This window comes from Streptomyces ardesiacus (genome assembly GCF_003112575.1).
Taxonomy (GTDB): Bacteria; Actinomycetota; Actinomycetes; order Streptomycetales; family Streptomycetaceae; genus Streptomyces; species Streptomyces ardesiacus.
In genome coordinates this window covers 1,238,304-1,264,647 of the sequence record NZ_BEWC01000002.1, presented here as the reverse complement: position 1 = coordinate 1,264,647, position 26,344 = coordinate 1,238,304, and the positions used below count along the sequence as shown (strand labels likewise).

Sequence of the window (26,344 nt, the reverse complement as noted above, 5' to 3'; positions counted from 1 at the left end):
GCGGGGGCCTCACCCTGAGATCTGCTGGTCTCCGCACTGTACCTGTCGTGCATATGCCGCGCCGCCCCCAGGGCGACGCGGCATGCGCGGGCGGCTCAGCCCGCGACGGAGACCGAGGGCTCGCCGGAGATCACGCCGTCCTTCTCCATCTGCTCGGCGATCTTCATGGCCTCCTCGATGAGGGTCTCCACGATCTTCGACTCGGGGACGGTCTTGATGACCTCGCCCTTGACGAAGATCTGGCCCTTGCCGTTGCCGGAGGCGACGCCGAGGTCCGCCTCGCGGGCCTCGCCGGGGCCGTTCACCACGCAGCCCATGACGGCGACGCGCAGGGGGACCTCCATGCCCTCCAGGCCGGCGGTGACCTCCTCGGCCAGCTTGTAGACGTCGACCTGGGCACGGCCGCACGACGGGCAGGAGACGATCTCCAGGCCGCGCTGGCGGAGGTTGAGCGACTCCAGGATCTGGATGCCGACCTTGATCTCCTCGACCGGCGGGGCCGACAGGGAGACGCGGATGGTGTCGCCGATGCCCTGGGAGAGCAGCGCGCCGAAGGCGACGGCCGACTTGATGGTGCCCTGGAAGGCGGGGCCGGCCTCGGTGACGCCGAGGTGGAGGGGGTAGTCGCACTGGGCGGCGAGCTGGCGGTAGGCCTCGACCATCACGACCGGGTCATTGTGCTTGACCGAGATCTTGATGTCCCGGAAGTCGTGCTCCTCGAAGAGCGACGCCTCCCAGAGGGCGGACTCGGCCAGTGCCTCGGGGGTCGCCTTGCCGTACTTCTGCAGCAGGCGGCGGTCGAGGGAGCCGGCGTTCACGCCGATGCGGATGGGCGTGCCGTGGTCCTTCGCCGCCTTGGCGATCTCCTTGACCTTGTCGTCGAACTGCTTGATGTTGCCCGGGTTCACACGGACCGCCGCGCAGCCCGCCTCGATCGCCGCGAAGACGTACTTCGGCTGGAAGTGGATGTCCGCGATCACCGGGATCTGCGACTTCTTCGCGATCACCGGCAGCGCGTCGGCGTCGTCCTGGGTGGGGCAGGCCACCCGGACGATCTGGCAGCCCGACGCCGTCAGCTCGGCGATCTGCTGGAGGGTGGCGCCGATGTCGGAGGTGCGGGTCGTGGTCATGGACTGCACGGACACGGGGGCGTCGCCGCCCACCGCCACGGGCCCGACCTGGATCTGCCGGCTCTTGCGGCGCTCCGCGAGCCTGGTCGGAACGTCCGGCATGCCGAGAGAAATCGCAGTCATCTGCTGTGCAACCCCAAGTCGTGGATCAAGGTCCGGCCCCGTTCAGCGGCGGGCTCCGGCATCCGAGATTACGGCACCGACATGAACGCCGGGCACGCGGCGTACGGCAGATGCACCCTTTGGCGTCCTTCTGCCGGGCGAGCGGAGTGAAGCCTGGTCCGGAGGGACATGCTCTCCGGACCAGGCTTCTCATCGGATCGGTCGGACAGTCCGCAGGTCGGGTCGTCGCCCCGCGTTCCGCGGCCCGTCCGGGCGTCAGCCTATGCGCACCGGGTTGACGACGTCCGCCACCAGCACGAGCAGGGTGAAGCAGACGAAGACGCCCGCCACCACGTAGGCCACCGGCATCAGCTTCGCCACGTCGAAGGGCCCGGGGTCGGGCCTGCGCAGCACCCTGGCCGCGCCGCGGCGCAGCGACTCCCACAGCGCGCCCGCGATGTGACCGCCGTCGAGCGGCAGCAGCGGGAGCATGTTGAAGAGGAACAGGGAGAGGTTGAACCCGGCGACCAGCATGACGAACATGGCGAGCTGCTGGGTGGGCGGGATGTCCAGGGTGGCGATCTCGCCACCGACGCGGGCTGCGCCGACGACGCCCATCGGGGAGTCCGCCTCGCGCGGTCCGTCGCCGAAGGCCGCGTCCCAGAGGGCGGGGATCTTGCCGGGCAGGGCGGCGAGGTTGTCGACCGCGTCGCCGATCCGGTCGCCCATCCAGGTCACGGACTGGCCGAAGTCCTGCTTCACCACGCCGGTGGCGGAGCTGAAGCCGAGGAAGCCGGCGGTGACGTACTCGCCCTGGACGATCTGGCCGTGGGAGTCCTTCTTGGCGACCTTGTTGGTGGCGATGGTCGCGTGGAGGGTGACCTCCTGGCCTTTGCGCTCGACGACGACCGGGACGTCCTTGCCCGGGTTGGCGCGGATCAGGTCGGACAGCCTGTCCCAGTCGTCGGTCCGTACGCCGTCGAAGGCGAGGATCTTGTCACCGGCCCGGAGGCCCGCCGCGGCGGCCGGGGAGGCCGGGTCGGACTTGGTGCAGTCGTCGCGGTTCTCGCTCTGCGAGATGACGCACTTCGAGACGGAGCTGACGGTGGTGGTCTGCTGCGAGATGCCGAAGCCCATCAGGACGGTGAGGAAGAGCACCACCGCGAGGACGAGGTTCATGAACGGGCCGGCGAACATGACGATGACGCGCTTCCACGGCTTGCGCGTGTAGAAGAGGCGCTTCTCGTCACCGGGCTGCAGTTCCTCGAAGGCGGCCGAGCGGGCGTCCTCTATCATCCCGCGCCAGGGCGAGGTGGAGCGTGCCTCCAGGCGCCCGTCGGCGCCGGGCGGGAACATGCCGATCATGCGGATGTAGCCGCCGAACGGGATGGCCTTGACCCCGTACTCGGTGTCGCCCTTCTTCCTCGAGAACAGCGTCGGCCCGAAGCCCACCATGTACTGCGGGACCCGGATGCCGAACATCTTGGCCGTGGACAGGTGGCCCAGCTCGTGCCAGGCGATGGAGAAGAGCAGGCCGACGGCGAAGAGGACTATGCCGAGGATGAACATCAGGGTCGTCATGCACGGGCCTCCGCCGTCTGTGCCGCCAGTTGCCGGGCCCGGGCGCGCGCCCAGGTCTCCGCTTCGAGGACGTCCGCGACGGTGAGTGAGGTTCCCGTACGGGGGGTGCCGTGCTCCTCGACCACCCGTGTGACGGTCTCCATGATCCCGAGAAACGGCAGCGCGCCGGAGCGGAACGCCTCGACGCACTCCTCGTTGGCGGCATTGAACACCGCCGGGGCCGTGCCCGCGAGCTGTCCGACGTGCCGGGCCAGGTCGACGGAGGGGAAGGCCTCGTTGTCGAGCGGGAAGAACTCCCAGGTCGAGGCCTTGCTCCAGTCGAAGGAGGGCGCGGCGTCGGGGACACGGTCGGGCCAGCCGAGGCCGACGGCGATGGGCCCGCCCATGTCGGGGGGCGTGGCGTGCGCCAGCGTCGATCCGTCCGTGTACTCGACCATCGAGTGGACATACGACTGCGGGTGCACGACCACCTCGATGCGGTCGAAGGGAATGTCGTAGAGCAGGTGGGCCTCGATCACCTCCAGGCCCTTGTTGACGAGGGTGGCGGAGTTGATCGTGATCACCGGCCCCATGGCCCAGGTGGGGTGGGCGAGGGCGTCCTCGACGGTGACGGCCGCCAGCTCGTCCCTCGTACGGCCCCGGAACGGGCCGCCGGAGGCGGTGACGACCAGCTTGCGCACGTCGGCTCGGGTGCCGGCGGCCAGCGCCTGGAAGAGGGCGGCGTGCTCGGAGTCGACCGGGATGATCTGTCCTGGCTTGGCCAGTGCCTTGACCAGCGGGCCGCCGACGATGAGCGACTCCTTGTTGGCCAGCGCCAGGGTGCGGCCCGCCTCCAGGGCGGCGAGGGTGGGCGCGAGTCCGATGGAGCCGGTGATGCCGTTGAGCACGGTGTGGCAGTCGGAGGCGGCGAGGTGGGTGGCCGCCTCCGGTCCGGCGAGGATCTCGGGGAGCGGCTCGCCCGCCCCGTACTGGGCGGAGAGCGCCTCCCGCAGCGCCGGTACGACGTCCTCGCGGGCGACGGCGACGGTCCGCGCCCTCAGCCGGTACGCCTGCTCGGCGAGGAGGGCGACCCGGCTGCCGTGGGCGGACAGGGCGGTGACCCGGAAGCGGTCCGGGTTGCGCAGCACGAGGTCGATGGCCTGGGTCCCGATCGACCCGGTGGACCCGAGGATCACCACGTCCTTCGGGCCGTCGCCCGCCACCGGGTCGTAGACGAGGTGGGGGTCGGCGAGTGGGGCTGGACTGTCGCTCATTCCCCCATTGTGTCCGCAACGGCCCTCCGGGAGGACAGCGCGTCCCTCGGTCGGGTGTCGCCCTGCACACACGGAGGAAGGCCGGGGCACCCTCCCGGTCGCCTCCCGCCGGGGGCCGGGCCGGGAACCGGGGGCCGCCGCCTGCGTGCCCGGACCGGCCGGGAAGCGGGGGCCGCCGCCTGCGTGCCCGCACCGGCCGGGAAGCGGGGGCCGCCGCCTGCGTGCCCGCACCGGCCAGGAAACGGAATCCGCGGGGAGCGCACCCCGACGGGCCGCAGGGAGCGAGCGCCACCGGCATGATGCCCGGCCGGGCCGGCACCGACGCCGGGCGACGGCACGGACCGCCCGGACCTGCCGGGGCACTGCTCGGCGTCCGCGGCGGCGTCCGGCGCTGTTCAGGGCGCGGACGGGCGCCGCCGACAGCCGGCGGTCCCGCTCCCGCGTTCGGGCCCCCGCTCCGACGGGCCGGGCCGGCCCCGGGAGCGCGGCGCGGTGCCGGCTCCGGGGGCCGGGTTTCCGGCTCAGCCGATGGCGCGGCGGAGGTTTTTCCGCCGGGACTCCCCCGGGGTCGCCTCGGCGATCCACGGGCCCTCGCCGGACGGGTCGACGACGCCCTGCTCCAGCCACTCGTACGCGCCGCCCAGCACGCCCTTGACGACCTTGCGGTCCAGGTCGTCGGTGTTGGTCCACAGGCGGCCGAAGAGCTCCTCGACGCGGATGCGGGACTGGCGGCAGAAGGCGTTGGCGAGCTGGTAGGCCTCGCGGCCGTGGTCGCCCCCGGCGCGCAGGTGCTCGGCGCGCACGCAGGCGGCGCTCATCGCGAACAGCTCGGCGCCGATGTCGACGATCCGGCCCAGGAAGCCCTGCTTGGTCTCCATCCGGCCCTGCCAGCGGGACATGGCGTAGAAGGTGGAGCGGGCGAGCTTGCGGGCGCTGCGTTCGACGTAGCGCAGGTGCCCGGACAGGTCCCGGTGGTCCGCGGGGTGGAAGTCCGCGTACGAGCGCGGGAGTTGGCCGGGTCCGGCGACGAGCTTCGGCAGCCACTTGGCGTAGAAGACTCCCGCCTGCGCGCCCGCCCTCGCCTTGTCGGACAGGGTCTTGTCGGGGTCGATCAGGTCGCCCGCGACGGAGAGGTGGGCGTCGACGGCCTCGCGTGCGATCAGCAGGTGCATGATCTCGGTGGAGCCCTCGAAGATGCGGTTGATGCGCAGGTCCCGCAGGAGTTGCTCGGCGGGGACCGCGCGTTCGCCGCGGGCTTCGAGGGAGGCCGCGGTCTCGAAGCCCCGGCCGCCGCGGATCTGGACCAGCTCGTCGGCCATCAGGCAGGCCATCTCGGAGCCGTAGAGCTTGGCGAGGGCGGCCTCGATGCGGATGTCGTTGCGGTCCTCGTCGGCCATCTGGGAGGAGAGGTCGAGGACGGCCTCCAGGGCGAAGGTCGTCGCCGCGATGAAGGAGATCTTGGAGCCGACCGCCTCGTGCAGCGCGACCGGCTTGCCCCACTGCTCGCGCACCGCCGACCACTCGCGGGCGATCTTCAGGCACCACTTGCCGGCCCCGACGCACATCGCCGGGAGGGAGAGGCGACCGGTGTTCAGCGTGGTCAGGGCGATCTTCAGGCCCGCGCCCTCGGGGCCGATGCGGTGGGCGGCCGGGACGCGGACCCGGTGGAAGCGGGTGACGCCGTTCTCCAGGCCGCGCAGGCCCATGAAGGCGTTGCGGTTCTCGACCGTGATGCCCTCGGAGGCGGCCTCGACCACGAACGCCGTGATGCCGCCCCTGCCGTTCTCGGACTTCGGGACGCGGGCCATGACCACGAGCAGGTCGGCGACGACGCCGTTGGTGGTCCACAGCTTCACGCCGTCGAGGACATAGTCGTCGCCGTCCCGGACGGCGGTGGTGGCCAGGCGGGCCGGGTCGGAGCCGACGTCCGGCTCGGTCAGCAGGAAGGCCGAGATGTCGGTGCGGGCGCAGCGCGGCAGGAAGGTGTCCTTCTGCTCCTGGGTGCCGAACATCTTCAGCGGCTGCGGCACGCCGATCGACTGGTGGGCGGAGAGCAGCGCGCCGATCGCCGGGTTCGCGGAGCCGACCAGGGCGAGCGCCTTGTTGTAGTAGACCTGGGTCAGGCCGAGGCCGCCGTACTTGGTGTCGATCTTCATGCCGAAGGCGCCCAGCTCCTTCAGCCCGGTGATCACGTCGTCGGGGATCCGCGCGTCGCGCTCGATCACCGCGCCGTCGATCTTCGTCTCGCAGAAGTCGCGCAGCTTGGCGAGGAACTCCTCGCCCCGCTGGACGTCCTCGTCGGCCGGGAGCGGGTGGGGGTGGATGAGGTCGAGGCGGAAGCGGCCGAGGAAGAGCTCCTTGGCGAAACTGGGCTTGCGCCAGTCCTGTTCCCGGGCCGCCTCCGCGACCTGGCGGGCCTCACGTTCGCTGACGGTGGGTCGGGAGGGGGAGGAAGGGGTGGGTGGTGCGGGCATGAGGCTCACCTCGCCACGATTCGTCCGGCACGCACGTGCGGACGTACGTTATTTGTCGGCGCTACTCGATATTTGTCGGCGCTACTCGATCGTATGTACCCGATATCGGGCGCCCCGGCCAGACCGCGCGGCCGTTCGGCCGATACTGCTCGGGAAGGCCGGACGACAGACCCTCGCAGGAGAAAGCAGTCGAAGCGCTTCGACGCCCTATGGACAGCCGTCCGCACTGCGAGTTACTGTCGGAACACCCTCGCCCACCCCTATTGGTCCCGCGCGCTGTCGAAGCGCTTCACAAGCTTGGAGAGCCGGATGGTCACTCTCGCCGAGGTCGCCCGGCACGCCGGAGTCTCGGCCAGTACGGTGAGCTATGTCCTCAGCGGCAAGCGGTCCATCTCCACCACCACCCGGCAGCGGGTCGAGGAGAGCATCCGGAAGCTCGGCTACCACCCGAACGCGGGCGCCCGCGCACTGGCCAGCAGCAAATCCAACATCATCGCCCTCATGATCCCGCTGCGCACCGACATGTACGTGCCGGTGATGATGGAGATCGCCATCGCGGTCGCGGCCGGCGCGCGCACCCACGGCTACGACATCCTGCTGCTCACCGGCGAGGAGGGCCCGGACGCGGTGCGCCGCGTCACGGGCAGCGGTCTCGCCGACGCGATGATCCTCATGGACGTCGAACTGGACGACGAGCGGCTCCCCCTGCTGCGCGGCACCGACCAGCCCTCCGTGCTCATCGGCCTCCCCGCCGACACCGAGGGACTGACCTGCGTCGACCTGGACTTCCGGGCGACCGGAGCGCTGTGCGTCGAGCATCTGGCGGAGCTGGGCCACCGCGACATCGCCGTCATCGGTGAGGCCGCCGCCGTCTACGAACGGCACACCGGCTTCGCCGAGCGCACCCTCGACGGCCTGCGCACCCGCGCCCGGGAACTGGGACTGCGGCTGCTGCACCGGCCCTGCGACGGCGGGTACGACGCGATGGCCGTGACCCTGGCCCGTGTCTTCGACGAGCGTCCCGGCACCACGGGCTTCGTCGTCCAGAACGAGGCGGCGGTCGAGCCGCTGCTCGCGCTGCTGCGCCAGCAGGGCCGGGCCGTGCCGGAGGACGTGTCGGTGGTCGCGGTCTGCCCCGACCAGGTCGCCACCCAGGCATCGGTGCGGCTCACCTCGGTCGCGGTCCCCGCCCAGGAGATGGGCCGGCGGGCCGTGGAGCACCTGGTCGCCAAGCTCGAGGGCCGCGGGAGCGACGAGGTCGTCCTGCTCGCGCCGGAGCTGACCGTCCGGGCCAGTTCGGGACCGGCGCCCGCCCGGCCGTAGGGCCCGCCCGCGCACCACGACGGGGGGACCTGTCCCTGCGTCGTGGTGCGCGGGCGCCCCGGTCAGCCGCCGCTGACCGTCAGGTGGTCCGTGCGGAAGTCCAGGCCGCCTGCGGACGAGGTGATCTCGTAGCCGAACTGCACGTCACCGATGGTCTCGTCGCCCATCCAGCCCTTGGTGTCCTTGATCCACTTCAGGATCGGGAGGATGTTCACCGTGCCCGAGTCCGAGTCCGAGGTGCGCAGGAACGAGAAGACCTCGTTGGCGCCGTTGTCCCCCTTGTAGACGTTCCAGGTGTGGCCGCCGAGGCCGACCGTCCCCTGCGAGGTGCCGAGGGGGCCGACGGCGCCGTTGTCGTTGACCCAGAGCATGATCTCGTAGTCGTAGTCCGTGTCCCAGATGTCGTACGACGTGTTGTACGCGCCCGACGACGGGACCGTGACGGCGTAGCTGCTGGTGAGCGAGGTGAGGGAGGAGATCGGCTTGTTGATCACCTTCTTGGCGTTCGGGTAGGACTTGATGCCGCCGGTGTTGGGGTGGTCGGCCCAGACACCCCAGTTGGTGCCGGAGTTGGCCCACACGCACTGGCTGCCGGCGCCGGAGCCCCAGATGTTGTTGTAGAGGGTGTAGCCGTTCAGGGTGGTGTTGCCCCACTGGTCGCAGGAGTTCCAGACGGCCGCCTGGGCGGGGGCGGAGGCGAGGCCGACGGTGGCGCCGAGCGCGAGGGCCGGGGCGAGGAGCGCGGTCAGGGTGCGGGTGCGGGTGGTGCGCGTGCGTGGTGCCATGGCGTTTCCTTCCATGGGTGGGGGGACGTGCGCTGGTGTTACCGCGCCTTGACGCTGATGACGCGGTCCTCCCCGGCGACGAGGTCGAGCGGTTCGGCGCCGGAGGGAGTCCTCAGTTCGATGCGGCGGGTGCGGTCCGGGCGCAGGACGGCCGTCGCGCCGCCGTCCGGCGTCCAGGTGAGGTCGAGCGACGCCCCGAACCGGGTCCGCACGCCCCTGAGTTCGCCCCGCGGGCAGGAGTCCGGGAGGGCGGGCAGCAGGACCAGACGGCCGGGGGTGGACTGCACGAGCATCTCGACGAGCACGGCGGGCAGGGCGTGCGCGGCGTCCGCGTTGTAGACGTCGCGGTGGGGGTAGTGGGCGCTCATCAGGGAGGCGTGGAAGAAGTCGCCGCCGAGGACCCGGCCGAGCGCGTGGGCGACCCGGGCGCCGTCCCTCAGCCGGGCCGCGACCAGGGCGTGGTGGAGGTGGCCGTGGGCCGAGTCGTTCTCGGCGCCGCGCAGTTCGAGGGCGCGGTGGGCGGCCCGGGCGAGGCCGGGCGTGTCGTACGGGTTGATCTCGTCGAGCGGCCAGACGCCGTAGAGGTGACTGAGGTGGCGGTGGTCGTAGGTGTCCTCCAGGCCGGGCCACGCCCATTCCGCGAGGGCGCCGTCGGCGTTGGTCCGGTGCGGGGGGAGGCGGTCCGCGAGGGCGCGCCAGCGGTCGGCGTGCCGGGGGTGGCGGTCGGCGGCGGTCAGCAGGGCGTGCCGGGCGGCAGAGAGGTCCATGGCCGCGTTGAGGGCGCCCCAGCTCGCGTTGGCGGGACGGTTCTCGGGCGAGTAGGACGGGACGACGACCAGGTGTCCCGCGTCGTCGGTCCGGGTGAGGAAGTCCTCGTAGAACAGGGCGGCTTCGGCGAGCGCGGCGGTGGTGCGCGGGTCCTGGACGCCGTGGCACTCGTCGTGGTCGACCAGGGGCTTGAGCAGCCAGTCGGCGCCCGCGGTCCACAGGTGCAGCGGGTACTCGCGGTTGAAGTGGCAGGTGTGGCCGCACGCGCCGTCGGTGTGCGAGGGCGCGACCGCGCCCCGGGTGCCGAAGATCGCGCGGGCGTTGTCGCGCCAGTGCGGGAGCTGGCGGTGGACCAGCGCGGCGTGGGCCTCGGTGACCTCGGGAAGCGCGGCGGCCGCGGCGGAGGCGGTCTGGAGGTTGAGGTTGGCGTTGGTGGTGAAGGCGCCGGACCAGGCGGTGTTCCAGTCTCCGGTCCACAGGCCGGTGAGGCGGGGCGGCAGCAGGCCGCTCGCCGACAGCAGGTGGTAGCGGCCGGCGGCGAAGAGGCGTTCCAGGAGGGCGGGGCTGTGCGGCCGGGCGAGCAGCTCGGAGCCCGGCAGGGCGCGTTCGGCGGGGTCGGCGGCGAGGTCGAGGGTGACGCGGTCGTAGGCGGTGCGGTGCCGGTCCAGGTGCCGGGCGAGGAGGTCGTCGTACGAGGCCGGGTACGGGGCCTCGTGCAGCAGCCCGCGCAGGGCACGGCCCTCGGCGACCGCGTCCAGCTCGCCGGTGTGGCGGTGCACCCGGGTGAGCAGCAGCACCCCCGTGGCGCCCTCGGCCAGGACGCCGGGCGGCACGAGCTTCGTGGTGCCGCCGGTGACGGCGACCAGGGTGACGCCGGTGTAGGCGAGGTCGCTGCCGGGGTAGCGGGCACGCAGGGTGAGCAGGGCGCCCTCGGGGGTGAGGACGGCGCCGTGGCCGATGCCGAGACCGGCGGGGGCGCCGGGCAGGCGGGGGTCGAGGGACAGTTCGAGGGTGAGGTGCGGGGCGGTGACGTGCTGGACGATCACGTCGTCGGCGCGGGAGACGAAGACGCGGCTGGTCCAGCTTCCGCGGGTGGCCGTGGTCTCGCCGGTGGCGAAGTCGACGGCGCGGCGGTAGGGGGCGTGCGCGTCGTCGGGGAGCGGCCGGTCCAGGCGGAGCTGGAAGGCCGGGTGGAAGGGGCGCACCCATCGCAGCGGGCGGCCGTCGGTGAAGTCCTCGGCGGCCGTCCACTCCCCGGCCAGCAGGCGGTCCTGGAGGGCGGGGAGTCCGGCGGCGAGGGCGGGTGGGCGGCGGTGCTCGTCGTCGCCGTCCGGGCGGACGAGGGTGTGGTGGGTGACGATCACCCGGTCGCTGTCCGGGTCGCCGTGCACGAGGGCGCCGTGGTGGCCGTTGCCGCTCAGGAAGGCGTCCTCCCAGCGGGCGGCGGGCTCGGGCTCCCAGGTGCCGTGGACGGGCGTGGCGCTCATGGCTTCAGCACCGCCACGCCGTAGCGGTCCAGGGTGATCCGGCCGGAGTTCCGCGTCCGCGTCAGCAGGTCGTGGTGGGTGCCCGGGAGGCCGACGGTGACCGGTTCGCGGCCGTGGTTGAGCAGGAACAGCACGCCGCCGCGCCGGACCGCCTCGACGCCGTCCGGGAGTCCGTCGAGCACCGGCCGGACGCCCGCGCCGCCGGCCACGCGGGCCAGCAGCGCGCGCAGCGCTTCGGGCTCGGGGAGGGTGGAGACGTACCAGGCGCGGCCCTTGCGCAGGACGGCCGGGAGCCCGTCGAGTTCCCCGCCCCGGTACGCCACGGTCTCGTCGGCGGTACCGTCGGGCTCCAGTTCCTCGGACCACAGGGTGCCGCGCAGGCCGCCCTCGCACGCGACGCTCTCCCCCGGCCGCAGCGGCCACCACTCGTGCAGGGTGCGGATGCCGAACAGTTCGCGCAGCCGGGCGTCCATGGCGCCGGGCCGTACCCGGTCGTCCTGGTCGGCGACGCCGGTCAGGAAGCCGCAGACGAGGGTGCCGCCGCCGCGCACGTACGCGAGGAGGTTGTCGACGGCGGCGTCGGTGAGGGCGTAGAGCTGCGGGACGACGACGAGCCGGTAGCGGGTCAGGTCGTGGTCGGGACGGGCGAAGTCGGTGGTGAGGCCGGCCTGCCAGAGCGCCCGGTGCCAGGCGCCGAGGACGTCCGGGTAGTCGACCTCGCGGGAGGGCCGGGCCTCCTGGTCGCCGGCCCACCAGGAGTGCCAGTCGTGCAGGACGGCGACGTCCGCGGCGACCGCGCCGCCGCTGACGTGCGGGGCGATCCGGGCCAGGTCCGCGCCGAGCTGCTTCACCTCCTGGTACGTGCGGCCCTGCTCGCCCGCGTGGGAGACCATCCCGGAGTGGAACTTCTCCGCGCCCTGCCGGGACTGCCGCCACTGGAAGCAGCAGACGGCGTCGGCCCCGCGGGCCACGGCCTGGAGCGACCAGAGGCGGTGGAGGCCGCGCGGCTTGGGCCGGTTCACGTCGCGCCAGTTGACGGCTCCGGCCGCCTGTTCCATGAGCATCCACGGGCCGCGTGCCTGGGAGCGGGTCATGTCCTGGACGAGGGCGCCGTGCTGGGCGCCGGACGGGTCGCACGGGTCGGGGTAGAGGTCGACGGAGACGACGTCCTCCTCCTCGGCCCAGCGCCAGGCGTCCTGCCCCGACCACAGCGGCATGAAGTTGGTGGTGACCGGGAGGTGCGGGGTGTGGCGGCGGACGATGTCGCGCTCGGCGGTGAAGCACTCCAGCAGCATGTCGGAGGTGAAGCGCCGGAAGTCCAGGACCTGCGCCGGGTTCTTGAGGTAGTGGGTGCGGCGGGCCGGCAGGATCTCCTCCCAGTCGCCGTAACCCTGGCTCCAGAAGGCGGTGCCCCAGGCGGTGTTGAGGGCGTCGAGGGTGCCGTAGCGGTCCCGGAGCCAGCGGCGGAAGCGGGCGGCGGCCTCGTCGCCGTGGTCGTAGGTGCAGTACTCGTTGTTGATGTGCCACATGGTCAGGGCCGGGTGGTCCGCGTAACGGGCGGCCAGGGCCTCGGTGATGGCGGCGGCGTGGCGGCGGTAGACGGTGCTGGAGTGGGAGAAGTGCTGGCGGCCGCCCCACCACTCGGTGCGGCCGTCCTCGTCGCGGGGCAGGGTGTCAGGGTGGAGGCGGCCCAGCCAGGGCGGGGGCGAGGCGGTGGGCGTGGCGAGGACGACACCGATGCCGGCCTCGTGGACGAGGTCCATGAGCCGGTCCAGCCAGGCGAAGTCGTGGACGCCGGGGCGCGGTTCGAGCCTGGACCAGGAGAAGACGCCGAGGGTGACGGAGTTGACGCCGGCGGCCTTCATGAGCCGGACGTCCTCGGGCCAGGTCTCCTCGGGCCACTGCTCGGGGTTGTAGTCGCCGCCGTAGAGGATGCGGCGCCGGGTGGTGTCCGACAGGTCCGGCATCAGCCCTTCACCGCCCCGGTGAGAATGCCCTTCTTGAAGTGGCGCTGGACGAAGGGCGACAGGACGGCGACCGGCAGCAGGGCCATGACCATGACGGCCATCTGCACGGCGAGCCCGGACAGTTCACCGGTCTTGATGGCCTGGCCGAGCCCGACCGGTGCCTCCTGCTTCTGCACCAGCTGGATCATGACGTTCTGCAGGGGCAGCATGTCCTGGTCGTTGAGGTAGAGGGAGGCGTTGAACCAGGCGCTCCAGTAGCCGACGGCGTAGAACAGCGTGATCACCGCGACGACGGCACGGGAGAGCGGCAGCACGATCTGCCACAGGATGCGCAGGTCCCCCGCCCCGTCGATGCGGGCGCTGTCGACGAGTTCCTGGGAGATGCCCATGAAGAAGCCGCGCAGCACCAGGATGTTGAAGACGCTGATCGCGCTCGGCAGGATCAGCGCGAGGTAGCTGTCGGTGAGGCCCAGGGACTGCACCAGCAGGTAGGTGGGGATGAGTCCGGCGCTGAAGAACATGGTGGCGAGCAGCACCATGAGGATCCACCGGTGCCCCAGCGAGCCGCTGCGGGAGAGCCCGTAGGCGCACAGCACGGACACCGCCATGGAGAACAGGGTGCCGACGAGCGTGATGCCGACGCTGACGAGCGCGGCGCGGGTGACCTGACCGCCGCTGAGCAGTTCCTGGTAGGCGACGAAGGTGATGTCCTTGGGGATCATCACCAGGCCGCCGGCCTCGTCGATGGTCTTGCGGCTGGACAGGCTGGTGACGACGACGATCCACAGCGGGAACAGGATGCCCAGGCAGGCCAGGAGCAGCACGAGCCCCTTGCCGGCCAGTCCGGCGCGGCTGGGTTCCTCCTCCCACACGGGCCGGGGCGGGGCCGCCCACCGGCCGGGTGCGCGCACCGGCTCGTCGGCCGCCGGGGCCGTCGCCTCTCGTACGGCGGTCACTTCTTGTACACCCCCTGCTCGCCCATGAGATGGGCCACCTTGTTGGCCGCGAGGACCAGGCCGAGACTGATGACGCCCTTGACGAGGCCGGCGGCGGCCGCGTAGCCGAAGTCCTGGTTGCGTACGCCGTTCCACCACACGAAGGTGTCCAGGACCTCGGCGGCGCCTGGTCCGACGGCGCCGCGTTGCAGGAGGATCTGTTCGAATCCGACGGTGAGGGCGTCGCCGACGCGGAGCACCAGCAGCAGGGCGACGACCGGCCGCAGGGCGGGCAGGGTGACGTGCCACATGCGGCGCCAGCGGTTCGCGCCGTCCATCGCGGCCGCCTCGTAGAGGTCGGGGCTGACCGAGGCGAGGGCGGCGAGGAAGACGATGATCCCCCAGCCGGCGTCCTTCCACACGCTCTGCGCGGTGATCAGGAACTTGAAGGTCTCGGGATCGGTCATGATGTCGAGCCCGTCGTACCCGTGCTGCCGCAGCAGCTGGGAGAGGAGCCCGGCGCCGCCGAGGAGCTGCTGGAAGACGGCGACGACCAGCACCCACGAGAAGAAGTGCGGCAGGTAGAGGACGGCCTGCGCGACCGCCCGCACCCGGGGCCTGACCACGCTGTTGATGAGCAGCGCGAGCAGGATCGGGACGGGGAAGTACAGCAGGAGCTGGAGGACGAAGAGGACGAGGGTGTTCTGGACCGCGTTCCAGAAGGCGGAGTCCGCGAAGATCCGCTGGAAGTTCTCCAGGCCCACCCACGGGCTGTGCAGGATGGAGACGACGCCGTTGTCGCTGAGGTAGGGGTCGTACTCCTGGAAGGCGACGACGTTGCCGAGGATCGGTACGTAGTTGAAGACCAGCAGCAGCAGGACGGCCGGCAGCGTCATCAGGAGCAGGACGCGGTCGCGCCGGAACCTCAGCCGCAGGCTCAGCTTTCCGGCGGGCGGTTTCCTCGCGGCCGCGGTGTCGCCGCCGTGCCCCCGCGGGGGGTTCTTCTTGACTTCGGCCTCGGTGTCGGTCCGAGGCACCGTGCTGTGGGACACGGCGGTTCTCCTTGCCTCGGTACCCGGTCAGCCGGCCGCCGGACCGTTCTCGTCGAGGATCTTCCGGTACCAGTCGCGGAGTTTGTCCCCGCCCTTGCTCTTCCAGTCGGAGACGGCCTGCTGCACGTCGCCGATCTTCTTGCGGCCGCGGACGACGTCGTCCTCCAGCTGCTCGAAGTCGTTGGAGAGGTTGGTCCAGCGGGCCGGCTCGGTGATCTGCATGCCGTAGAACGCGGGCTTCTTCGTGACGGCGCCCATGCGCTGCTGCCACTCGACCTGTCCCCTGGCGACCGCGGGGAAGTCGGGGTGGGCGATGGTCGCGGCGGGGCTCGCCACCATCACGTAGGCGTTCATCACGTCGATGTTGCCCTGGTCGGTCTTGGTGGGCACACCGTCCTTGACCGTGTAGTGGGTGCCCTCCACACCGTAGTTGGTGGCCATGTACTCCTTGGTGCCGTACGGCGCGGCGGTGACGTTGGCGACGGCCAGCACGTCACGGATCACGGCCTCGGACGCCTTCTTGTTGACGAAGGCGAAGATGCTCGCCGGGTTCTGCGCCCACAGCGTGGGGGCGCCGCCGTCGTGGCCGAAGAGGTCCATGCCCCAGATCTTGAACTCGGGGTTCTGCACGGCCTGTTCGGCGGTGCGGCTCCACCACTGGGACATGTCCTGGTTGTAGATCAGGAACTCGCCGGCGGCGAACTTGGGCCCGGGGTCGGCGGCGTTGGACTTGCCGAGCTTGGCGTCGGGGTGCACGACGCCGGCGGCGAACAGCTTGCGCGTCCACTCCAGGGCCTCGAGGTACTCGTCGGTCTCGATGCGGTAGACCAGCTTGCCGTCGACCTCGTTCCAGCCGAGCGACTTCTCGTTGCCGGAGAGCACGCCGAAGGCGTTGAAGGCGGTCCACTTCATGTCCAGGCAGGCCCAGCGCTTGGCCCTGGCGTTGGTGGCCTCCTTGGCCAGCGCCATGAACTCGTCGCAGGAGCGGGGGACTTCGTAGCCCTCCTTCTCGAAGATGTCCTGGCGGTAGAACGGCACGATCGCGGGGACGTACGAGGACGGCATCGGCAGGCCGCGCAGCTTGCCGCCGAAGAGGGAGCGCTGCCAGGCGTCGGTGGGGATCGCGGCGAGGTTCGGGTACTCCTTGACCGCGTCGCCGGAGAGGTAGGGGCCGAGGTCGGCGAACTTGCCGATGATGGCGCTGGGGATCTTGCCGGTCATGTTCCAGCCGGGCACGACCACCACGTCGGGCACCTCGCTGGAGGCGAGGACGGCGCCGAGCTTCTGGTCGTAGGTGTTGCCGTCCTGGTTCTGCCAGACCACGTCGACGCCGATGAGGTCGTTCATCGCCCGGTAGTAGGCGTTGTCCTCCTTGGGCGGGGACCCCCAGAACGGCGACATGACGGTGACCTCGCCGCCCTTGCCGAGCTTCTCGGGCACCGAGGTCTTCAGGCCCGCCAGGTCGAGCTTGCCGGTGAAGCCGACCGCGGAACCGTTCTTGCTGGGGATGTCGGGCGTGACCACGTTGCTCGCCACGTAGGCGGGAAGGATCTTCTTGGCGTCCTTGCCCGACGTGGTGCCGTCGCGCGAGCCTCCGTCGGATCCGCCGCAGGCGGAGAGCAGGGGCAGGCCTCCCGCCACCGCTGCGGTGGCCACCGCGGTGGAGGCGAGGAAACTTCTCCGGCTGGGACCGGAGGCGGCGTTCGGCGTCATGTGCGTCAACCCTTCGTGCCTTCGTGGCGCACCGGGACACCCGACGGCGGCCGTCGGGTGCGGTGTCTTGAGGGAACTGGGACCAGTTCGTGTCGAAGCGCTTCGATGTTGCAGCGAGGTTAAGTTAACCCCCCGGGGGGCACAAGAGTCGTTTCCAAGATTCCTGGTCGGCACCCCCGGGAAAGGTCTTGACCACACTCCTCCTTTCCACGGCGAGTCCCCGTTGCGGCGCGGCCCGGGTCACGGCGCAATCCGCCGCGGCGTCTTGACACCCGCCCTGGGCTGCACTGAGCATCGAAGCGCTTCGACGTCCTGCCCGAACCATCCGCAAGGGGACCACCTCGTGACCGCACCCACGCCGCCGTTCCGTGATCCGCACCTGCCGTTCGCGAAGCGCGTCGACGACCTGATGTCGCGGCTCACGCTCGACGAGAAGACCGCCTTCCTGCACCAGTTCGCGCCCGCGGTCGAGCGTCTGGGCATCGCCGCCTTCCGCACCGGTCAGGAAGCACTGCACGGCGTGGCCTGGATGGGCCCGGCGACCGTGTTCCCGCAGGCCGTCGGGCTCGGCGCCACCTGGAACGAGGACCTCGTGCACCGGGTCGGCGAGGCGGTCTCCAAGGAGGCCCGGGCGATGCGCGCGCGGGACGAGCGCGTCGGCCTCAACGTCTGGTCGCCGACCGTGAACCTGCTGCGCCACCCCCTGTGGGGCCGCAACGAGGAGGGCTACTCGGAGGACCCGAAGCTGACCTCGGCCATCGCCACCGCCTACACCCGGGGCCTGCGCGGCGACCACCCGGTCTACTGGCGCACCGCGCCGGTCCTCAAGCACTGGCTCGCGCACAACAACGAGACCGCCCGGGACACCTCCTCGTCCTCGGTCCGCCCGCGCGTGCTGCACGAGTACGACCTGCGGGCCTTCCGCGAAACGGTCGAGGCGGGCGCGGTGGCCGGGGTGATGCCGGCCTACAACCTGGTCAACGGCCGCCCCAACCACCTCTCGCCCCACCTCGGCCGCCATCTGCGCACCTGGACCGAGGAGGACCTCCTGGTCTGCTCCGACGCCGGCGCCCCCTCCAACCTGGTCGACTCGGAGCACTACTTCGACACCCACGAGGAGGCCACCGCCGCCGCGCTGCGGGCCGGGGTCGACAGCTTCACCGACCACGGCACGGACCCCTCGAAGACCGTCGCGCGGGTCCGGGGCGCCCTGGAGCAGGGCCTGCTGACGGAGGCGGACGTGGACGCGGCCGTGCGGCGGCAGTTGTCGGTCCGTTTCCGGCTCGGCGAGTTCGACCCGGAACACGACCCGTACGCGGACGTACGGGACTTCGACACACCGGAACACCGGGCGCTGGCGCGGGAGGCGGCCGAGCAGGCGGTGGTCCTGCTCAAGAACGACGGCCTCCTGCCGTCGGCGCCCGACGCCCGCGTCGCCGTCGTCGGGCTGCTCGCCGACGAGTGCAAGCTCGACTGGTACAGCGGCACGCTCATCCACCGCTCGACCCCGCTGGAGGGCCTGTACGAGCGGTTCGGCGCCGACCGCGTGAGCTTCGCGGAAGGCGTGGACCGGGTCAGGCTCCGCACGTCCGACGGCACCTTCCTGCACGTCCTGCCGTCGGACGACGCCCCCGCCGAGGGGCTCGGCACGGAGGCCGCCCTCGATCCGGCCCTGCTCGCCGGCCGCACCGACCTGCCGCCCCTGACCACCGACGCGGCAGGCACCGAACTGGCGCTCGTCGACTGGGGCGAGGGCGTGCTCACCCTGCGCGCGCCCGACGGCCGCTACCTGTCCGTCGCCGAGGACGGCTTCGTGCGCGCCGCCGCCGACCAGCCCGGCGGCTGGGTCGTGCAGGAGACGTTCCGGCTGGAACCCCACGGCGACGGTCACCTCCTGAGGCACACGGGTACGGGCCGCCTCGTCCAGGTCGCCGCCGACGGCGTGAAGGTTGCCGCCGCCGACGGGGACGACCCGGACGGCGAGGTCTTCGGGCTGGTCGTCGCCGAGCGCGGTGAGGAGGCGGTGTCGCGGGCGGCGGCCGAGGCGGACCTGGTCGTGGTGGTCGCGGGCAACGACCCGCACATCAACGGCCGCGAGACCGAGGACCGTACGACGCTGCGCCTGCCCGCCCACCAGGAACGGCTGCTGCGCGCGGCCCGAGCCGCCAACCCGGCGACCGTGCTCGCGCTGGTGTCGGCCTACCCGTACGCGGTCGACGTCGAGGCGCTCCCGGCGGTGCTGTGGACCGCGCACGGGGGCCAGGCGGCCGGCACGGCGCTGGCCCGTGTCCTCGCCGGGGACGTCTCCCCGGCGGGCCGGCTCCCGCAGACCTGGTACGCCGACGACGCCGACCTGCCCGCTCTCCTCGACTACGACGTGATCGGCGGCCGGCAGACCTACCTCTACTTCGACGGGACGCCGCTGTTCCCGTTCGGGCACGGCCTGTCCTACACGTCCTTCGGGTACGCGGACCTGACGGCGGAGGTGGGGGAGGAAGCGGTCTCGGTGTCCTTCACGGTCACCAACACCGGGGAGGTGGCCGCCGACGAGGTGGCCCAGCTCTACGTCCGCGCCGAGTCCCCGTCGGTCCCGCGGCCGCGCCGCGCACTGCTGGCCCACCGCCGGCTGCCCCTCGCGCCCGGCGCGTCGGCCCGGGTCTCCTTCGACGTCCCGCTGTCCGCCCTCGCGTTCTGGGACGTGGCGCAGGGCCGGTGGCGGCTGGAGCCGGGCGCGTACGCCCTGCTGGTGGGCGCGTCGAGCGAGGACGTGCGCCTGTCGACGACCGTCACGGTCGACGGCGAGCCCGCGGCACCCCGCCCGGTCCGCGAACGCGGCCTGGACGCGGCCGACTTCGACGAGCAGAGCGGTACGGAGATCGTCGACCGGACGAGGACGACGGGCGACGCGGTGACGCCGGTGGCCGGTGGCACCGGTGAACTGGTCTACCGTGCCTGCGACTTCGGTTCCGGTACGACCGGGGTGACGGTCTCGGTGGCGGGCGAGGGCACGGTCGAGCTGGCCCTCGACGGAGGCCCGTGGACGGCGGCGCTGTCACCGGCCGCGCCGACCGCGGGACCGTACGACTACGTGGAGGTGGACGGCGCCTTCACCGCCGGGGGCGTCCACGACCTCCGCGTCGGACTGCGCGGCTCACTGCGGCTCGCGCACGTCGGCTTCACCGGTTGAGGGTCCGGAGAAGCCCGGCACGGGGACGGGGCCCGGCACCGGTGACCACCGGCACCGGGCCCCCGACTCGCCGCCGGCCCGGCCCCCGGGGTGGTGCGTGGTCCTGCCGGTCACCAGGGTGACGTCGGTGGACGTGGGCCGGCTGCTCGGCACCGGTGCCGCTACGGCCTGCCGTTCCTCCCTTCGTCCCGGGGAGGCGGGACGCGCCGCGTCGGGCTCGGCCGTCCAGGCGTGTGCCGATCGTCCGGGCAGCGGAGCACCACCGCACGACCGGCGGCGAACCGTACGAGTCCGCGGATCGGCCGGCGACCCCGGGCACGCGGCCCGGCACTCCTTGCCGCGGCGACGACCGCACCCCGGCGGCCCCGGCCCGTGCCCGTGACGGCCGGGCCGTCACGGCCGCCTACGCCTGCCGGGTCACCGGCGGCGACCAGGGACGGGGGCGTCCCGCCGTGTGGCCGGCGCCGCCAGGTTCTGACGGGGACCGCATCCGCGCGGTCCCCGTCACCGGCCTGCTGCCCGAGACGTACGTCCGGGCGGGCCACCGGCTCGACTCAGGACGGGACCGGACGTCAGAGCGCCAGCCCCGTGAGGACCAGCACCCGCTCGTAGGTGTAGTCGTCCATCGCGAACCGCACGCCCTCGCGGCCCACGCCGGACTGCTTGGCGCCGCCGTACGGCATCTGGTCGGCGCGGTAGGAGGGAACGTCGCCGATGACGACGCCGCCGACCTCCAGGGCGCGGTGGGCACGGAAGGCGGCCTGGAGGTCATGGGTGAACACGCCTGCCTGGAGGCCGTACTTGGAGTCGTTGACGGCGGCGAACGCCTCGGCCTCGCCGGTCACCTTCTGCACGCTGAGGACCGGGCCGAAGACCTCCTCGCGGGCGAGGGTGGTGCCGGCGGGCAGGTCGGTGAGGACGGTCGGGGCGTAGGCGGCACCGTCGCGCTTGCCGCCGGTGAGGAGCTTCGCGCCCGCGGCGACGGCCTCCTCGACCCAGGACTCCACGCGCTCGGCGGCGGCCTCGCTGACCAGCGGGCCGACGTCCGTCGCGTCGTCGTTCGGGTCGCCGGTGACCTGGGCCTCGACGGCGGCGACGATGCGGGGCAGCAGCCGGTCGTAGACGGCGGCGTCGGCGATGACGCGCTGCACGGAGATGCAGGACTGGCCGCCCTGGTAGTTGGAGAAGGTCGCGATGCGGGACGCGGCCCACGCCAGGTCCTCGTCGCTCGCCCAGTCCCCGAGGACGACCGCCGCGCCGTTGCCGCCCAGTTCGAGGGTGCAGTGCTTGCGGGGCACCGAGTCCATGATCGCGTAGCCGACGGTCTCCGAGCCGGTGAAGGAGATGACCGGCAGGCGCTCGTCCTGGACGAGGGCGGGCATGCGGTCGTTCGGCACCGGAAGGATGCTCCAGGAGCCGGCGGGCAGCTCGGTCTCGGCGAGGAGTTCCCCGAGGATCAGGCCGGAGAGGGGGGTGGCGGGGGCGGGCTTCAGGATGATGGGGGCACCGGCCGCGATCGCGGGGGCGATCTTGTGGGCGCACAGGTTGAGGGGGAAGTTGAAGGGCGCGATGCCGAGGACGACGCCCTTGGGGAAGCGGCGGGTGAGGGCGAGGCGACCCTGGCCGCCGGCGTCCGTGTCGAGGCGCTGGGCCTCGCCGCCGTTGAAGCGGCGGGCCTCCTCGGCGGCGAAGCGGAACACCGAGACGGCGCGGCCGACCTCGCCGCGGGCCCACTTGACGGGCTTGCCGTTCTCGGCGGAGATCAGGCGGGCGATCTCCTCGGCGCGCTCCGACAGGCGGCGGCCGACGTGGTCGAGGGCGGCGGCACGGGTGTGGGCGGGGGTCGCGGCGAAGTCCTCGCGGACGGCGTACGCGGCGGCCACGGCCTCTTCGACCTGGGCGTCGGTGGGGAGGCTCACCGTGCCGACGGTGGTGCCGTCCCAGGGGGACGTGACGTCGAAGCCGGTCTCGCCGGTGGCCTGGCGGCCGGCGAGCCAGAAGGCGTGGGTGGAAGTCATTGTCGAGTCCCGGCCCTTCCGCGTTGGGGGTCGTGTGGTGGTGATTGCGGGTGCGCGTCCACGGTAGGACGGGGCGGGGCGGGGGGCGTTTGTCCGGGGTGTAGTGGTGGGCGTGGCCTGTTCGACGCGGTGGCCACAAACGCCGGACGGCCGCGCCGGACGGCCTACTCGGGTGCCGTTGCCTTCAGGGCCAGCCACAGCTCCATGCGGACGTCCGGGTCGTCCAGGGAGCGGCCGAGGATCTCCTCCACCCGGCGCATCCGGTAGCGCAGGGTGTGGCGGTGGACCCCGAGGTCGGCGGCGGCCGCGTCCCACTGGCCGTGGCGGGAGAGCCAGGCGCGCAGGGAGGCCACCAGGTCGCCCCGGCCGGTGGCGTCGTGGTCGCGCAGCGCCCGCAGGAGACCGTCGGCGAAGGCGCGTACCGCGTCGTCCGCGAGGAGGGGCACGAGGGACCCGGCCGCCAGGTGTTCGTGCTCCACGCAGACCCGGCCGCGCCGGCGGGCCACCGAGAGGGCCTGTTCGGCCTGTTTGTAGGCGGCGGACGCGGCGATGGGCCCGGACGGCGCCGACAGGCCGACGACCAGGCTCTCCTCGTCGCCGCCCGCGAGGGAGTCGGAGGCCGGGCGGGCGGCCTCCAGGGCCGAGGCGTACTCGGCGCAGGCGGCGACGGCCGCGCCCCGGTCGGTGGCCAGCATCACCAGGCGTTCGCCCTCGGGGACGACCAGCACCGCCTCGCCGGCGTGGGCCGCCGCGGATTCCACGACCTCGGTGAGGGTGCCGAGGGCGTCGCCCGTCTCGCCGCCCGGGTCACCGGCCCGTGCGGCCGTGGAGGCCCTGGCCCTGGCCGCCGACTCGGCGACGACGATGCGGAACGGCGCGTCCAGCAGGCCGCCGTACAGGTCCCCGGCGACCGTGCGCGCGTGGTCGGGTTCGCCGGCCAGCAGCATGCGCAGGACGGCGGCGTCGATGCGCAGCCCGGCCTCGTGCAGGGAGCGGGAGCGTTCCGTGGTGAGGGTCAGCAGGGCGATGGCGGAGTGGACGGCGTACCGCTCGGCGGTGCCGAGGGCGGCGGCCGTGCCGACGGCGAGCGCGGAGCGGGGCCGGCGGGAGGTGCCCAGGGTGTGCAGCTCGACCCGGTCGGCGTTCTCGGGGTGGTCCGGGCTCCCGGCGCCGGCGACCACCGACGAGGCCGGCGCCGGGCGCTCGCGCAGCCGCTGCACGTCCGCGGTGAGCCGCGCGGCCCTGCGGCCCGCCCACTCCGGCGCGCTGGCGACGACGGCGCCCGAGGCGTCGTACAGGGCCGCCCAGCCGTCGACCTGCGCGGCGAGCGCGGCCAGCAGGCCCTCCGGGCCGTCGGCCAGGGTCCGCCGGGTCAGCTCGCGCTGGGCGGCGAAGCCCGCGGTGACCGCGCGGTACTGGTCGGCGGCGATCGCGGCGGACACGGCCTTGCTGATCGCGAGGAAGGGGGTGCGGCGCGGCACCTCCAGGAGCGGCAGGCCTTCCTCGCGGGCCGCTTCCACCAGGGCCCCGGGGATGTCGTCGTAGTTGACGCCGACGGCGAATCCGAGGCCCACCACTCCGGCGCCCACCAGCCGCTTCACGTACCGGCGCATCGCCTCGGGGTCCTCGGCGTCCAGCTTGAGGGCGGTGATCAGCAGCAGTTCGCCGCCCTCCATGTAGGGCACGGGGTCGGCGAGTTCGCTGACGTGGGCCCAGCGCACCGGCACGTCGAGGCGGTCCTCGCCGGCGCGCACGGCCAGCTTGAGCGCCGAGTGGTGGACGAGCGAGGCGAGCGTCGGGGGCATGGGTGCCTTGGCCTTCGGGTCTGCGTCAGAGGCGGGGGCCTGGGTGCGGCCGGTTGCGGGGTCGGTGTGGAGTCGCTGTGATCTTTTGGCCGTCGCGTATGAACGGCGTGTGTCGATTCTGCCTCACTGTACGGTCCCCGGGCCCTCAAGTCCCGGGGTGCCCGGGTGCCGGGCGCCCGGCTCCGGGGTTGCCCGGCTCCGGGGCTGCCCGGGTGCCGGCGTGCCCGCCCCTGGCAGCCCCCGGGGCTCACCCGCGCAGGTTCACCAGCAGCGGCGGCGCGTGCTCCCCCTTGACGCTGGTCAGCGACAGCACGGCGTGTCCGGCCGGCACGGCGTGCGCCAGCTCGGAGGCCGACCAGCGTTCCCGCTCGACCTGGCGGACGGTCACCGCGTCCGTCGTCACCGCCTTGCCCGTCACCAGCTTGCGCACGGCGTGGAAGAACCTCGTCATCGGCTGGTCGGCGAAGACCGTGTGCTTGGCGACCTCGGTCGTCTCCACCCACTCGGTGCCCCAGGCCTGCGCGAACCGGCCGCCGTCCCAGGTGGAGACGCCGCAGAAGGCCATGCGGCAGCCCACGGCGCCGTACAGCGGGCCGTGCAGTGCCTCCGGTACGTCGCCGACGGTCCGCAGGGCGAGCAGCACGCCCGCGTTCTGCGAGCGCAGCCGCTGGATGCGGCGCACGGACTGCCGCGTGACGGCGCCCGTCGCGTCGTCCAGGACCAGGCCGACGAAGTGCTCCCGGCGGCCCTCCCTGACCACGGCGTGGAACTGCGCGAGGATCAGCCGGGTGATCAGCCGGGAGGCCTCGTCGTGCCCGCGCTCGGGGACGTCGATCCGGACCCGCAGCGGATGGTGGGCGACCGCCCGCAGGGAGAACGGGCGGGCCTTTCCGCGGCCGCCGAAGAAGTCGGCGAACACCGGCCGGTTCAGCAGGGCCAGCCGGTCCGCCAGGGCCCGGCCCGCGTCGCCCGGGGCGCCGGTCTGCCGGACGCGTGCGTCGAGTTCGCGGCGCATGACGTCGTTCCCGCTCGCCGCGAGCGCCTCCCCCAGCCGGGACAGCGCCGTCTCCTCGCCCTCCAGCAGCGCGTGCAGTTCCGGCAGGGAGGGGAAACGGCCGTGCACCGCCCGGAAGGGGCCGAGCAGCTGCGCCAGGGCCGTGACGGCGCCCTGTGCTCCGACCGTGTCGAGGTCGCCCACCAGGGCTTCGGCGAGGATCGCGGCCGCGTCGTCCGGATCGTCGGACTCGGCGTACGGGTCCAGGTCGTGCACCGAGGACCGGTCACCGATGCGGACGATCACGTCGAACGCGTCGTCGTCGCACAGGGGGGACCCCGGCGCGGACACGGCCACGACGGCACAGGTCCCGGTGAGCGCCTGCAGCGCGAGCGCCTCGGTCACCGGCTCGACCAGGCCGCGGGTCTTGCCGGACCCGGGAGGGCCCACGGCCAGCAGCGAGGTGCCGAGCACCTCCGGGTCGAGGGCTGCCCCGGCGTCCCGGTAGGGCAGGGGGGTCTGCTCGACGGCCGCCCAGCGTCCGATGCGCACCTGCCCGGTCAGCAGGTCGTGGCGGGCGGTCCGGCGCCGCAGGTCCCGGGCACCGGACGGGTGGGTCCAGGCCGCACCGCCCCGGCGCAGCACGGTGTCGCGGAACGCGTCCAGCGTGGCGCCGCGCCGGGCGGCGGAGAAGGCGTTCTCGACCCGGGCGCAGTCGACGTCGTTCACGCCGCCGCGGGCGACCTCGCCGGTGAGCAGGTCGGCGGCCTCGTGCTGTCCGGTGTCCCGCAGCGCGGGCCACTGCGAGCGGGGGCGGGCGGCCGGGGTGACGGCGGCGGGGACGGCCCGGCGGGCGGCGAGCAGTGTCCGCGCGTACGGCAGCCAGCCGCCGAGACGGGCGAACGGCCACAGCACGAGCAGGGTGACGACCGTGTACAGCGTGTCCGTGTACAGACGGGACGCCATCAGGTCGTAGCCGTCCGAGACGAGCACCGTGAAGGACAGGAGGGGATCGACGACCGGCACCGGGGACCATCCGACGACCGGGAAGGCGTCGGGGAAGACGAAGCTCAGGGCCAGGAGGGCCAGCAGCGCCGCGAGCAGGGCGCGGGCGGGCTGGGGCCTGCGGGTCACGTAGTGGCTCACGACGGCGCGCCAGCTGCCGAGCACCGCCACCAGCAGCACGAGCGCGGCGAAGGCGAGGCCCTCGTAGATCACCAGGGCTTCCGCCCCCGGGGCCGGCACGTTCCGCCCCTCGAACACCTTGGGCGAGGCGAGCGTGCCGCCCCACCACCAGTCGTCCGGCGTGAACAGGCGCAGGAGGGCGTACTGGTACGAGGTGACACCGCGCTGCCACAGCGACCAGACCAGCATCGCCAGGCCGAGCGGAACCAGCATGCCGACGACCGTCACGGGGGCGACCCGCTGCGGAGCCTCCTCGGGGGGCCGGTATCCGAACCGCCAGATCCCGGGACGGGCGGCCGGCCGCTCGGTGTCGAGCCAGGTGGCGACGGCGGACCCGGACCGGGGGGTGTGCTCGGGCACGGCGGACGCGCCCGGCACGCCGGCCGGCCGGGGAGGCACGGCGGGCGGTACCGGGGGCGGCGCGGGGGGCACCTCGGGAGGCCCCGCCGGGCGCGGTACCGGATTCGCATGCGTGCCCCGCGCGTCCCGCGTCCCGTCGCCGTCCATCGCCCTTGCCCCCTGACCAGCCGCTCCGTCCACCATCAGCGAGCCAATCTAACGCCCTCGCAAGGGGAGTTCACCGCT

15 protein-coding genes are annotated in these 26,344 nt (G+C 72.9%); 2 read left to right on the top strand and 13 right to left on the bottom strand.

The genetic code is table 11. From position 1 onward, the window contains the following. Positions 1-95: 95 nt before the first annotated feature. The 4 genes from ispG to Sdi02f_RS12750 all read right to left on the bottom strand — a co-directional run bounded on the left by ispG (position 96) and on the right by Sdi02f_RS12750 (position 6,540). On the bottom strand, positions 96-1,253 hold the full coding sequence (ispG, locus tag Sdi02f_RS12765; RefSeq protein ID WP_053637720.1) for a flavodoxin-dependent (E)-4-hydroxy-3-methylbut-2-enyl-diphosphate synthase: 1,158 nt from the start codon (positions 1,251-1,253) through the stop codon (positions 96-98). 255 nt (positions 1,254-1,508) lie between these two features. Then, positions 1,509-2,813 carry a site-2 protease family protein gene (locus tag Sdi02f_RS12760; RefSeq protein ID WP_167458158.1) on the bottom strand — a complete coding sequence of 435 codons (1,305 nt, stop codon included), beginning with the start codon at positions 2,811-2,813 and terminating at the stop codon, positions 1,509-1,511. Beyond that, on the bottom strand, positions 2,810-4,066 hold the full coding sequence (dxr, locus tag Sdi02f_RS12755; RefSeq protein ID WP_030402247.1) for a 1-deoxy-D-xylulose-5-phosphate reductoisomerase: 1,257 nt from the start codon (positions 4,064-4,066) through the stop codon (positions 2,810-2,812). The genes Sdi02f_RS12760 and dxr overlap by 4 nt, the downstream gene beginning before the upstream one ends. Before the next feature lie 521 nt (positions 4,067-4,587). Further along, positions 4,588-6,540 carry an acyl-CoA dehydrogenase family protein gene (locus Sdi02f_RS12750; protein WP_108933252.1) on the bottom strand — a complete coding sequence of 651 codons (1,953 nt, stop codon included), beginning with the start codon at positions 6,538-6,540 and terminating at the stop codon, positions 4,588-4,590. A gap of 309 nt (positions 6,541-6,849) precedes the next feature. Here Sdi02f_RS12750 and Sdi02f_RS12745 point away from each other — a divergent pair, with 309 nt between their 5' ends. After that, entirely contained in the window at positions 6,850-7,863 is a 1,014-nt protein-coding gene (locus Sdi02f_RS12745; protein WP_030402249.1) for a LacI family DNA-binding transcriptional regulator, read from the top strand. Between the two features lie 62 nt (positions 7,864-7,925). Here the strand turns inward: Sdi02f_RS12745 and Sdi02f_RS12740 are convergent, their stop codons facing one another. From Sdi02f_RS12740 to Sdi02f_RS12715, 6 genes are read right to left on the bottom strand one after another with little or no spacing between them, the layout of a single operon-like run. Next, the gene (locus Sdi02f_RS12740; RefSeq protein WP_053662576.1) at positions 7,926-8,648 is read right to left on the bottom strand and encodes a glycoside hydrolase family 12 protein; all 723 of its coding nucleotides are present in this window, start codon (positions 8,646-8,648) and stop codon (positions 7,926-7,928) included. 38 nt (positions 8,649-8,686) lie between these two features. Beyond that, positions 8,687-10,903 (bottom strand): glycosyl hydrolase family 95 catalytic domain-containing protein, encoded by a 2,217-nt coding sequence (locus tag Sdi02f_RS12735; protein WP_108933251.1) that lies wholly within the window; start codon positions 10,901-10,903, stop codon positions 8,687-8,689. Beyond that, positions 10,900-12,870 (bottom strand): beta-galactosidase, encoded by a 1,971-nt coding sequence (locus Sdi02f_RS12730; protein ID WP_055469431.1) that lies wholly within the window; start codon positions 12,868-12,870, stop codon positions 10,900-10,902. The genes Sdi02f_RS12735 and Sdi02f_RS12730 overlap by 4 nt, the downstream gene beginning before the upstream one ends. Next, positions 12,870-13,826 (bottom strand): carbohydrate ABC transporter permease, encoded by a 957-nt coding sequence (locus tag Sdi02f_RS12725; protein WP_108933250.1) that lies wholly within the window; start codon positions 13,824-13,826, stop codon positions 12,870-12,872. The genes Sdi02f_RS12730 and Sdi02f_RS12725 overlap by 1 nt, the downstream gene beginning before the upstream one ends. Beyond that, the gene (locus tag Sdi02f_RS12720) at positions 13,823-14,857 is read right to left on the bottom strand and encodes an ABC transporter permease (protein ID WP_108933249.1); all 1,035 of its coding nucleotides are present in this window, start codon (positions 14,855-14,857) and stop codon (positions 13,823-13,825) included. Before Sdi02f_RS12720 ends, Sdi02f_RS12725 begins: the two co-directional genes overlap by 4 nt. A 27-nt stretch (positions 14,858-14,884) precedes the next feature. Beyond that, positions 14,885-16,570 carry an extracellular solute-binding protein gene (locus Sdi02f_RS12715; RefSeq protein ID WP_108933248.1) on the bottom strand — a complete coding sequence of 562 codons (1,686 nt, stop codon included), beginning with the start codon at positions 16,568-16,570 and terminating at the stop codon, positions 14,885-14,887. 343 nt (positions 16,571-16,913) lie between these two features. Between Sdi02f_RS12715 and Sdi02f_RS12710 the strand changes: the two genes are divergently transcribed. Beyond that, entirely contained in the window at positions 16,914-19,757 is a 2,844-nt protein-coding gene (locus tag Sdi02f_RS12710; RefSeq protein ID WP_108933247.1) for a glycoside hydrolase family 3 C-terminal domain-containing protein, read from the top strand. A 572-nt stretch (positions 19,758-20,329) separates the two neighbouring features. On the opposite strand, the gene Sdi02f_RS12700 is transcribed toward Sdi02f_RS12710, so the two are convergent. The 3 genes from Sdi02f_RS12700 to Sdi02f_RS12690 all read right to left on the bottom strand — a co-directional run bounded on the left by Sdi02f_RS12700 (position 20,330) and on the right by Sdi02f_RS12690 (position 26,266). Then, positions 20,330-21,775, bottom strand: a complete 1,446-nt coding sequence (locus Sdi02f_RS12700; RefSeq protein WP_030402257.1) for an aldehyde dehydrogenase family protein — start codon at positions 21,773-21,775, stop codon at positions 20,330-20,332. A gap of 164 nt (positions 21,776-21,939) precedes the next feature. Next, positions 21,940-23,580, bottom strand: a complete 1,641-nt coding sequence (locus tag Sdi02f_RS12695; RefSeq protein ID WP_108933246.1) for a PucR family transcriptional regulator — start codon at positions 23,578-23,580, stop codon at positions 21,940-21,942. Positions 23,581-23,827: 247 nt separating this feature from the next. Continuing rightward, complete coding sequence (locus Sdi02f_RS12690) at positions 23,828-26,266, bottom strand: type IV secretory system conjugative DNA transfer family protein (protein ID WP_031087400.1); 2,439 nt, start codon at positions 26,264-26,266, stop codon at positions 23,828-23,830. Positions 26,267-26,344 lie beyond the last annotated feature (78 nt).